Source organism: Haloparvum sedimenti (assembly GCF_001462205.1).
In the GTDB taxonomy this organism is placed as follows: domain Archaea; phylum Halobacteriota; class Halobacteria; order Halobacteriales; family Haloferacaceae; genus Haloparvum; species Haloparvum sedimenti.
This window is the reverse complement of the sequence record NZ_LKIR01000134.1, coordinates 21,179-34,733: the sequence shown is the minus strand read 5'-3', so window position 1 is coordinate 34,733 and position 13,555 is coordinate 21,179. Positions and strand designations below refer to the sequence as shown.

The following is a 13,555-nucleotide window of genomic DNA, read 5'->3' as shown; positions in this document are numbered from 1 at the left end:
GCCAGCTGATGACCCACATCAACCACGGCTCGAAGTGGACCTCCCACGAGCTCGCCGAGGAGCGCGGCAGCTTCAACGACTGGGACGACTCCAAGTACGCGAACCCGACGGAGTACGCCGACTGGTTCGAGCACCACACCGGCCTCGACGCCGACGAGTGGGAAGACGGCTTCCCGGTGCGCAACCACAACACGACGACCATCGCGCCAACCGGCACCACGTCGATGATCGGCAACACGACGGGCGGCTGTGAGCCCATCTACAACGTCGCCTTCTACAAGAACGTCTCCGACGACGTGCAGGGCGACGAGATGCTCGTCGAGTTCGACGACTACTTCCTGCGCACCCTCGAGGCGAACGACATCGACGTGACCGAGGTCAAGAAGGAGGCGCAGGCCCAGATGGCGGACAACGAGTTCGACGGCGTCGAGGGGCTCGAGACGGTCCCGGACGCCATCGGCGAGCTGTTCGTCGTCACCGGCGACCTCTCCGGCAAGCAGCACGCCGCGGTCCAGTGCGCCTGTCAGGAGGGCGTCGACTCCGCCATCTCGAAGACCTGCAACTTCCCCAACTCCGCGAGCAAGGAGGACATGGACGAGGTGTACCGCTACATCTACGACCACGGCGGGAAGGGCGTCACCGTCTACCGCGACGGCACGCGCTCGAAGCAGGTGCTCACGACCCGCGCGCAGAACACGGAGTTCGCGGACGAGACCGAGGCGGCCGAGACCATCGTCGAGCAGATCAACGAGGTCTTCGGCGGGCTCGAGGCGTTCCTCGACAACGAGGACGTGCGGGCCCAGATCGACGCGGAGGTCGACAGCCTGCTCGAGGCGAGCGAGCAGCCCTCGGTCGACTACACCGAGACCCAGCCCCGTCCGGACGCGCTCTCGGGCGTGACCCAGCGCGTCGAGACCGGCTACGGCAAGCTCTACGTCACCGTCAACGAGGACGAGAGCGGCCGGCCGTTCGAGCTGTTCGCGAACATCGGCCACTCCGGCGGCTACACTAACTCCTTCACGGAGGCGCTCGCGAAGGTCATCTCGACCGCGCTCCGGAGCGGCGTCGACCCCGAGGAGGTCGTCGACGAGCTGCAGGGCACCCGCAGCCCGAAGGTGGCGTGGGACAAGGGCGAGCAGATCCAGTCCATCCCGGACGCCATCGGCACGGCCCTGCGCCGCTACCTCGACGACGAGATAGATAAGGGGATCCCGCAGCAGCAGTCCCTTACGGATGTCGAGGACGGCGCCGAGGCGGACGCTGGCAGTCCGCCCGCCGACACCGACGGCGGCGCGGTCGACGCGGACGCCGGCGCCTCGGTCTCGGCGGGCGGTCCGGCCGCGGGCGGCAAGGAGGCCGCCGGCAGCGACGACAGCACGCAGGACCTCATCGCGGCCGGCGAGTCCCCGGAGTGCCCGGACTGCGGCTCGATGAGCCTCTACTACTCGGAGGGCTGCAAGACCTGCGAGTCGTGCGGTTGGTCCGAGTGCTGAGGGAGTCGCACCGCCGCTGAACCGGCATTTCTGACGCTTTCCCGACTTGCCGCTTCTGAACCGGTTTCTGTCCCGTCGCGCCCCCGACAGGGGACCGGCGAGGACGACCGCTCCGTCTCGGAATCTCGAAATTGGACGGAGCGACCACCTTTATCGGTATTCGCCGACACGTGTTCGGTATGCGTCAACGACCGGTCGATCATGACTGAACCCTCTTCGACGGCCGGACCGAGCGGACACGACGGTACTGCGATACACCCCGCCACCTGATGGGCAAGCAACTGGAGCGCGACCTCGGGCTGCCGGAGGTGACGGCGATCAGCATCGGCGCGATGGTCGGCAGCGGCATCTTCATCCTGCCGGGGCTGGCGATGGGGATGGCCGGGCCGGCCGTCGTGTTCGCCTACTTCCTCGCGGGCGTGCTGGTGTTGCCCGCCGCCTTGAGCAAGTCCGAGATGGCCACCGCGATGCCCGAGGCGGGCGGGACCTACCTCTACATCGAGCGGGCGATGGGGCCGCTGTTCGGCACCATCGCGGGCGTCGGGACGTGGTTCTCGCTGACGTTCAAGGGGGCGCTGGCGCTGGTCGGCGGGGCGCCGTACCTGGTGTTGCTGTTCGACCTGCCGGTGACGCCGGTCGCGCTTACCGTCGCGTCCCTGCTCATCGTCCTGAACGTCGTCGGGGCGAAACAGACCGGGCGGATGCAGATAGCCATCGTCGCGGTCATGCTGGCCGTGATGGTCTGGTTCATCGTCGCCGGCGCGCCGAGCGTCGAGGGCGCCCGCTTCGAGGGGTTCTTCGACGACGGGATCGGGGGGATCCTCGGTGCGACCGGGTTCGTGTTCGTCTCCTATGCCGGCGTCACGAAGATCGCCAGCGTCGCGGAGGAGGTCGAGAATCCCGACCGGAACCTCCCGCTCGGGATCCTCGGGTCGCTCGTCATCACCGCCGCGATCTACGTCGCCATCGTGACCGTGATGGTGGGGGTGGCCGACGAAGCGGCGCTGACCGCCACCGAGACGCCGATGCAGGTCGCGGCCGAGAACGCGCTGCCGGCCGTCGGCGTCGCCGCCGTCGTCGTCGCCGCGCTGCTGGCGCTGATCAGCACCGCCAACGCCGGGATCCTCTCCTCGTCGCGCTACCCCTTCGCGATGAGCCGCGACGGGCTCGCACCGGACATCTTCGAGGACGTCAGCGACCGGTTCGAGACGCCGGTCAACGCGATCACGATCACCGGCGGCGTGCTGCTCGTCCTCGTCGCGTTCGTTCCCATCGACGACATCGCCAAACTCGCCAGCGCGTTCAAGATCCTCGTGTTCATCCTGATCAACGTCGCGCTGATCGCGTTTCGGCAGGGGTCCATCGAGGCGTATGACCCGAGCTTCGAGTCCCCGCTGTACCCCGTCCCGCAGGTGGTCGGAATCGTCGGCGGAGTGGTGTTGCTCCGGTACATCGGGTTCGTCCCGCTGGTCGGCGCCGTCGCGATCATCCTCGGCTCGATGGGCTGGTACTACCTCTTCGTCTACCGACGAGGCGGAGTCGGGCGCGAGGGTGCGGTGACCGACGCCGTCCGCCGGAGCGTCGGCCGCGACGTGGTCGAACAGACGGAGTCCGAGATCGGCACCGCCGGCGACGAGGTCCTCGTGGCGGTGACCGAGCGGACGCCGCCCGCCGTCGAGCGGTCGCTGATCGACCTCGCGACCGACCTCGCCCGCACGCGCGAGGGAGGGGTCCGGGTCGCCCAGTTCGACGAGACGCCCGACCAGACGCCGCTCCCGCAGTCCGCGTCCGTCCTCACCGAAGCCGATCAGGCGTTCGAGGCCAGAATGGCCGACCGAGCGACCGACTCGGAGATCCCGATCCGGTACGGCGAGGTCGTCAGCCACGACACCCGCCACGCCATCGTCAACTACGCCGCGTCGGTCGGCGCCGACACCCTGCTGATCGAGCGATCGACCGGGTCGGAGACGGTGCTCGGCAGCGACGTGGACTGGATCGAGGCCCACGCGCCCTGCAGCGTCGTCGAGGTCTCGAACCTCGACCACGACGCCGCCGAGCGCATCGGCGTCGTCACCGACGAGGGGCCGTTCGACCCGACGAAGGTGGCGCTCGCGGACGCGCTCGCCACGGCGGTCGGCGGGACGGTCACGTTCTACCTCCCCATCGGTGCGGACCCGCCGGAGAGCCGCCGCAACACGACCGACGACTACCTCGCCGACCTCGCGGCGCTGTGTGAGGCACCGGTCACGACCCGGATCGTCGAGTCGGGGACCGGCGAGGCCATCGACGCCGCGACGGCCGACTCGGACGTGCTCGTCGTCAGCGGCGTCCAGCGCGACCTCACCGATCGGCTATTCGACCGCGGCCCCGATCCCGCGGCGATAACGACGAAACACGGAACGCTGGTCGTCTACGGAGCACAACAGCCGGGGCGGCTCCGGCGGGCCCTCGAGCGGCGCCTGTTCTGACTTGCCTCGCGCCCGACGCGTTCGGGGGCGGTCGAACGCGGTGGAGCGCTCCGTCGCCGACCGCTCAGACGGGCGCCAGCGCGTCGATGGTCTCGTGGATCTCGTCCACCTCGGCGCCGCGCGGGAACGACACCGCAGCCGCGTCGAGCCCCTCGACGGCCGCGAAGCGGTCGAGGGCGGCCTCGGCCTCCGCGGGCGTTCCGCAGACCGCAAGCCGGTCGAGCAGGTCGTCGTCGAACGCGGCGAGGGCGGCCTCGCGGTCGCCCTGCTGCCAGGCGTCGTACACGGCGTTCGCGCGCTCCTCGAACCCCTGCCTGGCGAGCGCGTCGCGGTAGTAGGTGCCCATCCCGCCGACGTAGAAGGCGAGGTGTTGGCGAGCGAGCTCGCGGGCGCGGTCGCCGTCCTCCAGCACACAGCAGGTCAGCGAGAGGACCGTCCGGAGATCGTCGGAGTCGCGGTCGCCCAACTCGGCGCCGCGTTCGAGGTCGCCGAGTCGGTCGCGAAGCCCCTCGGGCGTGAACAGCAGCGCGTGCCAGCCGTCGCCGAAGCGCCCGGCGAGTTCGACCGCCTTCGGACCCATGCCCGCGACCTCGACCGGCGGGGCGGGGTCGGGCGGCGCACAGCGCAGTCGGAACCCCTGCAGGTCGACGTACTCGCCCTCGTAGGTCACCTCCTCTCCGGAGAGGACCCGCCGGATCACGTCGACGTACTCGCGGGTGCGTCTGAGGGGGTTGCCGAAGTCGGCGCCGTGCCAGTTCTCGATCACCGCCGGGCCGCTCGGGCCGATCCCGAGCCGGAACCGGCCGTCCGCGGCCTCCTGGAGCGTGGCGGCGGTCGCGCCGACGAGCGCGGGCGACCGGGAGTAGACGTTGAGGATGCTGGTCCCGAGGTCGATGGTGTCCGTGCGCTCGGCGGCGAGCGCCAGCGTCGTGACGGCGTCGCGGCCCCACGTCTCGGGGAGGTAGGCGGCGTCGTAGCCGGCTGCCTCGCCGCGTTCGAACAGCCCCAGCACGTCGTCGAGGCGCGGGAGCGAAGCGACCGGGAGGTGTAACGCGCGGTCCATACCCCCCGAACCGGCCGCCGGCTCATAAGCGTGGGTGGCGGATCGGGACGCGGGGAGAACCCTTTTGCGTGAGACGGACGCGGTTCCGGACGTGCGCGGTCCCCTGAGAGCGCTCCGGAACACGCCGATCCTCGGCACCTACCTGCGGGCGTACGTCGCGTTCCTCCTCGCGAGCCTGCTGGCGGTGACGAGCGGCGCCGTCCTCCTCCGAGTCGGCGGCGCGATGGGGGTGGCGGCGCTGTCGGCGGCGCTGGTGGCCGGATTCGCGGCGTGCTGGGCCGTGTTCGCCTTCCGGTAGCCCTTCCGACCGTGGCGGTCGGCGGTCCCGCCCTCCCGTCGTCGGGGCGGCGCGCGGTCGTCCCGTCGGCGTCGCGCTCCCGTACTTTCAGGTAGTGCACGCCCCAAATGCGTGCATGGAACTCTTCTGGCACCGGCGGGACCTGCGCGTCGCGGACAACGTCGGGCTCGCGGCCGCGGCCGACCGCGACGCGGTCGCGTCCGTCTTCGTGTTCGACGACGCGGTGCTCGAGCACGCCGGCGCGCCCCGCGTCGGGTTCCTGCTCGACGCGCTCGACGCGCTCCGGGCGGCGTACCGCGACCGCGGGAGCGACCTGCTCCTCGCGCGCGGCGACCCGACCGCGGTCGTGCCCGCGCTGGCGGACGAACTCGACGCCGAGCGCGTCGTCTGGAACCGCGACTACTCCGGACTCGCGCGGCGTCGCGACGCCGCGGTCCGGCAGGCGCTCGACGAGGCCGACGTGCCGCGGGAGGCCCACCACGACGCGGTCCTGCACACGCCCGACTCGATCCGGACGAACGCCGGCGACCCCTACTCCGTCTACACCTACTACTGGAAGAAGTGGGACGACCGCGAGGCGGACGGCCCGGCACCGACGCCCGACGGGGACGACCTCGCCTCCGCGGACGAGGTCGAGGGCGCACGCGGCGAACTGGACGCGCTCCTCGCGGAGCTTCCGACCCCCGCTGATCTCGGGTTCGCGGAACCCGACGCCGACCTCCCCGAGGCGGGGACAGCTGCCGCGCGCGAGCGTCTGGAGGAGTTCCTCGCGGACGACGTGTTCCGCTACGCGGAGGCGCGCGACTACCCCGCCGAGTCGGCCACCTCGCGGCTCTCGCAGGACCTCAAGTACGGGACGATCGGCGTCCGCGAGGCGTACGCGGCGACGGAAGAAGCGCTGGACGCGGCCGCGGACCGCCCCGAGGCGGACGCCGCGGAGAGCGTCGAGGAGTTCCAGGGCCAACTTGCGTGGCGCGAGTTCTACACCCAGGTGCTGTACCACAACCCCGAGGTGGTGACGGAGAACTACAAGTCGTACGAGGAGCCCATCGCGTGGCGCGAGGACGCGGACGCCCTCGGCGCGTGGAAGGCCGGCGAGACGGGCTATCCCATCGTCGACGCGGGGATGCGCCAGCTCCGCGCGGAGGCGTACATGCACAACCGCGTGCGGATGATCGTCGCCGCGTTCCTCACGAAGGACCTCCTGATCGACTGGCGGGAGGGGTACGCCCACTTCCGCGAGCGCCTCGTGGACCACGACACCGCCAACGACAACGGCGGCTGGCAGTGGGCCGCCTCCACGGGGACCGACGCGCAGCCGTACTTCCGGATCTTCAACCCGATGACGCAGGGGGAACGCTACGACCCCGACGCCGCGTACATCACCGAGTACGTGCCCGAGCTGCGCGGCGTCGACCCCGAGACGATCCACTCGTGGCACGAACTCTCGCAGGCGGAGCGCGACAGCGCCGCCCCTGACTACCCGGCGCCGATCGTCGACCACTCCGAGCGCCGCGACGAAGCAATGGCGATGTTCAAGCGCGCTCGTGGCGAGGATCCCGAGGAGTCGGGGTGAAAGAAGGGCCGGTCAGTCGATACGGTTCTCGCGGCCGGGGTCCACGTCGATGGCGTCGACCGGACAGACGTCGACGCAGAGCATGCAGTCGATACACTGGTCCTCGTCTATCGGGTTCGCCTTGCGCTCGGACTCCGGATGTCCCGGCGTCTCCACCCACTCGAACACGTCGACCGGGCAGTCCTCCAGACACGCGCCGTCCGCCAGACAGATGTCGAAGTCGACCGCGACGTGCGTCCCGCGGATCCCCTGCTTCTCGGGCGGGTCGACGGGACCCCAGACGGCGACGCCGTCCTCCTCCCCGACGCGCTCGCGGTTGGTCTCGAAGTTCGGATCGATGGCCATTACCGGGACGTTCCCGCGCGGACGGTTAAATGTAGTCGACCGCGGATCGGTGTGATGACCCACGGCGATACTGAGTCTACTACGCGGTTCGTTCTGTCTTTCTGTCAGATTGCGTTGTTTCTGTGACTGGTGCGGATCCTGCTGATCTGGACAGCAACACTTCGAAAGCCCCAGCCGGCTCGACCGGCCGCGAGACGCGCTGCGCTCCTCGCTCTCCGCACAGCTCGCTGCGGTGCTTGAGGCCTCGGGGCCGGATCGAGCCGGCTGCCCCTTTCAGTCCCATCCCGGACCGCGACCGCCCCGCACCGCAGGCCTCGCACCTCCCCAACCTCGGCGGCGGCGCGGCCGCGAAAACCGCACCGCAATGCGGCCGCGCTGCCGCCTCCCTCGCGCGGTCGCGGCGACACGCTCCGCGGTCGCCGCGGCGCGCGCCCACCGCACTGCACCGCAACAGCACCGGACCGCCGGGAGTTTCAGAAAATCGACGTTTCTGGTTCGGTCTGCGTCACTCAGTATCGGTCTCAATCGGTCGTTTCACGCGCGCTGAGGTCCGCGTAAATGGGCCACGAGGCGTCGCCGGTCGGCGCGTCGGTCTCGGTTCCATCGAGCGTGACTCCCTCGCCCTCTTGCACCTCGCCGACGACCGCGGCCGGGGTGTCGCGGTCGCGGAGGGCTTCGACGACCGCGTCCGCGGCTTCCGGCGCGACGGACGCCAACAGGGTCCCCGCGGTCGTCGCGCGCCAGGGGTCCATCCCGAGCGCGTCACAGACCGCGCTCACGCCCGGTTGCCACGGGACGGCATCCGTCTCGACCGCGAACCGGACGCCCGCGGCGGCGGCCATCTCGTGGAACGCGCCGAGGAGACCGCCCTCTGTGGCGTCGTGCATGGCGTGGACGCCGGCGTTTCCGTCGCCGACTGCCCCCCGCGCCGCCTCCGCGACCGCGAGCGCGTCGGCGACGAGGCGCACGTCGTCCAGTAGCTCCTGCGCCGTCGCGACCGTCTCCGCGGGGAGGTCGATCGCCTCGGGGAACAGCGACGCGAACAGGCCGACCGACTCCACGGCCGGCCCCTTCGTCACGACGATCCGGTCCCCGACGCGGGCGCCGTCCGGGCGCACGATCCGGTCGGGGTCGCCCACGCCGATGGCGGTCGCGGCGCCGACCCACGGGAGCGTCGCACCCGGGTAGCGCGCGGTGTGGCCGGTCGTCACCGCGATACCGAGCCGCTCACACTCCTCGTGGACCGCCTTCCACACCGCGCCGAATTCGTCGTCGATCATCGACTCGGGGAGCGAGAAGGCGATCGAGAGGTGCGAGGGCGCGACCCCCGACACCGCCACGTCCGAGAGGACGACGTGGAGCGCGAACCGCCCCGCCCGATCGAGGCCCAGATCGGGGAGGATCGAGATCGGGTCGGTCGCGAGGACGGTCGCGTGGGGGCTCCCGTTCGGTCGGATCACGCCGAAGTCGCAGCCGTGGGCCGGGCCGAGCGCCACGTCGGACCGCTCTGCGCCGAGGTTCGGCGCGATCCGCTCCTCGAAGAACGCCCGCGAGACCTTACCGCCGCCGGACTGGTCGCTCATGCGGGAAGGCGCGGCCGCGGGCGGCAAAGCGGTTGCGGGACGGGGCTCGCGGTCGTTCCGCGGGGCTCCCGGCGACCGCGAAGGACAAGGGTTGATAGGCGACCGCCCGAACGCCGGGTATGCGCATCGCGAACCGGGGGTACGGCGAGGAGGGCCGGGAACGGCTCACGCTGGTCCCCGAGAACGTCGACGACCTCTGGCACCTCGCGCACGTGCTGGAGCCGGGCGACCTCGTGGAGGGCGACACGACGCGCCGGATCCAGCGCAACGACGACCAGATGCGGGACACCGGCGGCCAGCGCGAGCACATCCACGTCACGCTGGAGGTGGAGGACGTGGAGTTCGCGCGGTTCGCCAACCGCCTCCGCGTCGGCGGCGTCATCGTCGGCTGCTCGCGCGAGGACCAACTCGGCCAGCACCACACCCTCAACGTCGAGGAACACGACGAGCTCGTCGTCGAGAAGCACTTCAAACCGGACCAGACCGAGCGCATCGAGGAGGCCACCGAGGCCGCCGAGAACCCCGACGTGGCCATCGCCACCGTCGAGGAGGGCGCCGCCTCGATCCACACGGTCCAGCAGTACGGCACCGAGGAGTACGCCTCCTTCACGAAGCCGACCGGTAAGGGCGAGTACTCCCGCCCGCGAGAGGAGCTGTTCGAGGAGCTGGGCGACGCGCTCGCACATCTCGACCCCGACGCGATCATCCTCGCCGGGCCGGGGTTCACGAAGCAGGACGCGCGCGACTACGTCGAGGAGGAGTTCCGCGACCTCGCCGACCGGATCACGACCGTCGACACCGCGGGCGTGGGCGACCGCGGCGTCCACGAGGTGCTCAAACGCGGCGCCGTCGACGAGGTGCAGAAGGAGACCCGCATCTCGAAGGAGGCCGAGCTGATCGACCAGCTGACCGAGAACATCGCGCAGGGCGCGAAGGCGACCTACGGTCCGCAGGACGTGGCCGAGGCCGCGGAGTTCGGCGCGGTCGAGACGCTGCTTGTCGTCGACGAGCGCCTCCGCACCGAGCGACAGGGGGAGGGCGACTGGGACATCGACGTGAACGAGGTGATCCAGTCGGTCGAGCGACAGGGCGGCGATGTGGTCGTCTTCTCCTCGGAGTTCGCGCCCGGCGAACAGCTCTCGAACCTCGGCGGCATCGCCGCTGTCCTGCGGTACAGGCTCCAATAATGTCGGGCGACGGAACCGGATCACTCTACGTCGACGACAAGGAGGGGCTGACCGCGTGGGTCGAGCGGTTCTTCTTCGCGGGCGTGGAGCTGTCGGTCCTTTCGACGCCGGCGTTCGTGGTCGCGTACCTCGCACAGGCGCTGTACCCCGACACCGTTCCCCTGGCCGGCCTCGCGGCGATCGGCGCGGGCTCGATCGCGCTGGCGGTCTACCGCGCCCGCACGGTGGACGTGGGCGGGTGGCCCCGGCGGGGCGAGTTCTCGACGCTGCCGCTCCGCGTCGCGCACTTCTCGCTCGTCTTCCTGATCGCCTGCGTCGCGGTCGGCGCGGCCGCGGGCGAGGTCGGAAGCTGGGGGATGGCGTTCCTCAGCGGCGGCGCCGCGGAGGTGCTCGGCCTCGGCCTGTTCCCGCGCGTCTACCGCGCCGTCCACGGCGACCCCTTCCGGAAGCCGGCCGAGCGAGCCTGATCGGTCGCGCCGTCCCTCCGAGCCCGACCGACGCACCGACCGTCGCGCGGCGGTTCGACACTGCCGCGTCGCCGCGACGGCAACGCTCAACCCCCGCCGGCCCCTTTTCACACCCATGCGCGTGCAGGTGCTGTTGTACGACGGGTTCGACGAGCTGGACGGGATCGGGCCGTACGAGGTGTTCGACTACGCCGGCGAGTACACCGACGGCGCGGTCGAGGTCTCCTACGTCACCCTTGACGACCGCGAGACGGTCACGGCGAGCCACGGAACCGAGGTCGGCGTGGACGGAACGCTCGTGGACCCCGAGGCGGTCGCCGGGGGCGAAGCGGGCGGCCGAACCGCGGAGGTCCCCGACCTGCTGGTCGTCCCCGGCGGCGGCTGGACCGCTCGCGACGAGGAGGCGAGCGCGTGGGCGGAGGCGCGGAAGGGGGACATCCCGACCGCGCTCGCGACGCTGCACGAGGCCGGCGTCCGCATCGCCTCGGTCTGTACCGGCTCGATGTTGCTCGCCGAGGGCGGCGTCACGGACGGTCGGCGCGCGGTCACGCACGCGTCCGCGGTCGAGGAGCTCCGCGAGTCGGGCGCGGAGGTCGTGGACGCCCGCGTCGTCGACGACGGCGACCTGCTGACGGCCGGCGGTGTCACCTCCGGGCTCGACCTGGCGCTGTACGTCGTCGAGACCGCGTTTGACAGGGAGCTCGCCGACCGGATCGCGACCGTCATCGAGTACGAGCGGCGGTACGAGGTCGCTTGATCTAGTCCGCCGGTCATGGGACGAAAAACCTCGCATCCATCGACCGAAACGCCCACGGTACGGTGCGGTGAGGTCCGTCTATGGACCGCGAGAGGTTCGTCAAACTGGCCGCGCTCGCGTTCGGGCTGGTGCTTTTATCGTTCCTGATCCGGGGGACGACGCGGCTGGTCGTCGGCTACGAGACGGCGGTGCTGCTGTCGGCGCCGGTGCTGTTCGCGGCGGCCGCGCTCCTCGCGGGACTGTTCGTTCGCGGATTGCTGGACCTCGTCGGCGTGTGGCCGCTGGAGGAGTGACGCGGGCTGTCCGTCCCGCTCGCCAGTCCCTCCCGCCCGCCGGCCCCGTACTCCGGAACCCCTTTTGAGGTCGCCGCCGGAGGGTAGGGCATGAACGTACGCGAGATCGCGGACCTCTCGCCGGACGAGCGCCACGCGTTCTTCGAGCGGGACGCGGGCGTGGAGTCGGCCCGGAGCGACGTCCGCGAGATCATCGACCGAGTGCGGACGGAGGGCGACGTTGCCGTCCGGGAGTTCTCCAGCGAGTTCGACGGCGTCGAGCTCGGGAACATCGACATCACCGACGACGCGGAGCGCGCGCACGCAGAGCTCGACGAGGCGGGCGATCCGCGTCTCGACGCGATCCGGGAGGCGGCCGCGAACATCGAGGAGTTCCACGAGGAGCTGCTCCCCGAGGACTGGACCGAGGAGTTCGGCGCGGGCCGCCAACTGGGCCGGCGATTCAGACCGATCGATCGCGCGGGCGTGTACGTCCCCGGCGGCGCGGCGGCGTACCCCTCCAGCGCGCTGATGGGCGTCATCCCCGCGACGGTCGCGGGCGTCGACCACGTCGCGGTCGCCACACCGCCCGCGGAGGAGATCAACCCCGTCACGCTGGCGGCGATCCACGAGGCCGGCGCGGACGCGGTGTACGCGGTCGGCGGCGCACAGGCGATCGCCGCGCTCGCGTACGGGACCGAGACCGTCACGAGCGTCTCGAAGGTCGTCGGCCCCGGAAACAAGTGGGTCACCGCCGCGAAGGCGGAGGTACGCGGCGACGTGGAGATCGACTTCCTCGCCGGCCCGAGCGAGGTGCTGGTGCTTGCGGACGGGACGGCGGACCCCGAACTGGTCGCGTCGGACCTGCTCGCGCAGGCCGAACACGACCCGAACGCCTCGGTCGTCGCGGTGACGGACGCTCCCGACCTCGCGGACGAGATCGCGGAGGCGGTCGAGGCGGGCGCGGCCGAGCGCGAGCGTGAGGAGACGATCAGGGCGGCGCTCGACAACGACGCCTCCGGCGTGCTGCTGGGGCGCTCGATGCCGGAGGCGGTGCTGTTCGCGGAGGAGTACGCCGCCGAGCACCTCTCGATACAGGCCGACGCGGACGAGGAGCTGCTCGACCGGATCACCAACGCCGGCTCCGTGTTCCTCGGTCCGTACTCGCCGGTCGCAGCCGGTGATTACGCGGCCGGCCCGAACCACGTCCTGCCCACCAACGGCGGTGCGAAGCGGTACGGCGGGCTCTCGACGGAGACGTTCCTGCGCTCCTCGACGGTCCAGCGGCTCGACCGCGAGGGGCTCGACGACATCGCCGACACGGTGACGACGCTCGCGGAGGCGGAGGGGCTGGAGGCCCACGCCGAGAGCGTCCGAAAGCGGTTCGAGTAGGGACTCGGAGCGCGGACCGCCGACCCCGAGAACGGTCATCCCATCGGTGGGACCGTCGTCAGGGTTATGACGCTCCGGCGGATATTTCTCTCCATGAGCACGGAGACCGCGGACGGCAACGGCGAGGGCGGCGCGTCCGGCGTCGAGGTGACGCCCGCGGCCGCCGAGGAGGCGCTCTCGCTCATGGAGAGCGAGGGGATGGACATCGAGGAGGGCGGCCTCCGACTGTTCGTCCAGCAGGGTGGCTGCGCGGGACTCTCCTACGGCATGCGCTTCGACCACGAGCCAGAGGAGGACGACATGGTCGTGGAGGCGCACGGGCTGCGCGTCTTCGTCGACCCGGCGAGCCAGAGCTACATCGGCGGGAGCACGCTCGATTACGAGGCCGGCCTGCAGGCCGAGGGGTTCCACGTCGAGAACCCGAACGTCGTCTCCGAGTGCGGTTGCGGCGAGTCCTTCCGGACGTAATCGCCGACGCTCGTCCGCCGACCGCCCCGATTCCAGTTCTCCGTCCCGGCGTTTCCGCCGCGCCCGTCACGCCTTTGCCCTCAGCCCGCGGAGGGTACCGTATGGAACGCGACGCGATGGAGACGGCGGACGGAGAGGTGGTCCACGTGGAGCGGGCGGCGAGCGACCGCGGCTCCGAGGGACCGT

The 13,555-nt window shown here is 71.0% G+C and carries 13 protein-coding genes; 10 read left to right on the top strand and 3 right to left on the bottom strand.

Features of this window, described 5'->3' with window-relative positions; translation table 11 throughout:
- Both AN233_RS12015 and AN233_RS12010 read left to right on the top strand, forming a co-directional pair.
- A partial coding sequence (locus AN233_RS12015) for a TSCPD domain-containing protein (RefSeq protein ID WP_449271524.1) occupies positions 1 to 1,493 on the top strand: 1,493 nt, incomplete at its 5' end.
- 269 nt (positions 1,494 to 1,762) lie between these two features.
- On the top strand, positions 1,763 to 3,961 hold the full coding sequence (locus tag AN233_RS12010; protein ID WP_058367022.1) for an amino acid transporter: 2,199 nt from the start codon (positions 1,763 to 1,765) through the stop codon (positions 3,959 to 3,961).
- A 64-nt stretch (positions 3,962 to 4,025) separates the two neighbouring features.
- On the opposite strand, the gene AN233_RS12005 is transcribed toward AN233_RS12010, so the two are convergent.
- On the bottom strand, positions 4,026 to 5,024 hold the full coding sequence (locus AN233_RS12005) for a TIGR04024 family LLM class F420-dependent oxidoreductase (RefSeq protein ID WP_058367021.1): 999 nt from the start codon (positions 5,022 to 5,024) through the stop codon (positions 4,026 to 4,028).
- Positions 5,025 to 5,115: 91 nt separating this feature from the next.
- Between AN233_RS12005 and AN233_RS12000 the strand changes: the two genes are divergently transcribed.
- Together AN233_RS12000 and AN233_RS11995 are read left to right on the top strand one after the other, a co-directional pair.
- Entirely contained in the window at positions 5,116 to 5,322 is a 207-nt protein-coding gene (locus AN233_RS12000; protein WP_058367020.1) for a hypothetical protein, read from the top strand.
- A gap of 115 nt (positions 5,323 to 5,437) precedes the next feature.
- A complete protein-coding gene (locus AN233_RS11995) occupies positions 5,438 to 6,898 on the top strand; it encodes a cryptochrome/photolyase family protein (RefSeq protein ID WP_058367019.1) in 1,461 nt (486 codons plus the stop codon).
- A 12-nt stretch (positions 6,899 to 6,910) separates the two neighbouring features.
- On the opposite strand, the gene AN233_RS11990 is transcribed toward AN233_RS11995, so the two are convergent.
- Together AN233_RS11990 and AN233_RS11985 are read right to left on the bottom strand one after the other, a co-directional pair.
- Positions 6,911 to 7,243 carry a 4Fe-4S dicluster domain-containing protein gene (locus tag AN233_RS11990; RefSeq protein WP_058367018.1) on the bottom strand — a complete coding sequence of 111 codons (333 nt, stop codon included), beginning with the start codon at positions 7,241 to 7,243 and terminating at the stop codon, positions 6,911 to 6,913.
- A gap of 521 nt (positions 7,244 to 7,764) precedes the next feature.
- Entirely contained in the window at positions 7,765 to 8,826 is a 1,062-nt protein-coding gene (locus AN233_RS11985; protein WP_058367017.1) for an AIR synthase family protein, read from the bottom strand.
- 119 nt (positions 8,827 to 8,945) lie between these two features.
- Between AN233_RS11985 and AN233_RS11980 the strand changes: the two genes are divergently transcribed.
- The 6 genes from AN233_RS11980 to AN233_RS11955 all read left to right on the top strand — a co-directional run bounded on the left by AN233_RS11980 (position 8,946) and on the right by AN233_RS11955 (position 13,369).
- The gene (locus tag AN233_RS11980) at positions 8,946 to 10,013 is read left to right on the top strand and encodes an mRNA surveillance protein pelota (protein ID WP_058367016.1); all 1,068 of its coding nucleotides are present in this window, start codon (positions 8,946 to 8,948) and stop codon (positions 10,011 to 10,013) included.
- Positions 10,013 to 10,480: a hypothetical protein gene (locus tag AN233_RS11975; RefSeq protein WP_058367015.1), complete on the top strand. Its 468-nt coding sequence runs from the start codon at positions 10,013 to 10,015 to the stop codon at positions 10,478 to 10,480. Before AN233_RS11980 ends, AN233_RS11975 begins: the two co-directional genes overlap by 1 nt.
- 115 nt (positions 10,481 to 10,595) lie before the next feature.
- On the top strand, positions 10,596 to 11,237 hold the full coding sequence (locus AN233_RS11970; RefSeq protein ID WP_058367014.1) for a DJ-1/PfpI family protein: 642 nt from the start codon (positions 10,596 to 10,598) through the stop codon (positions 11,235 to 11,237).
- Positions 11,238 to 11,317: 80 nt separating this feature from the next.
- Positions 11,318 to 11,530: a hypothetical protein gene (locus tag AN233_RS11965; RefSeq protein ID WP_058367013.1), complete on the top strand. Its 213-nt coding sequence runs from the start codon at positions 11,318 to 11,320 to the stop codon at positions 11,528 to 11,530.
- A gap of 90 nt (positions 11,531 to 11,620) precedes the next feature.
- Positions 11,621 to 12,901, top strand: coding sequence for a histidinol dehydrogenase (gene hisD / locus AN233_RS11960; protein ID WP_058367012.1), 1,281 nt, complete (start codon positions 11,621 to 11,623; stop codon positions 12,899 to 12,901).
- Positions 12,902 to 12,994: 93 nt separating this feature from the next.
- Positions 12,995 to 13,369 carry a HesB/IscA family protein gene (locus AN233_RS11955; RefSeq protein ID WP_058367011.1) on the top strand — a complete coding sequence of 125 codons (375 nt, stop codon included), beginning with the start codon at positions 12,995 to 12,997 and terminating at the stop codon, positions 13,367 to 13,369.
- Positions 13,370 to 13,555 lie beyond the last annotated feature (186 nt).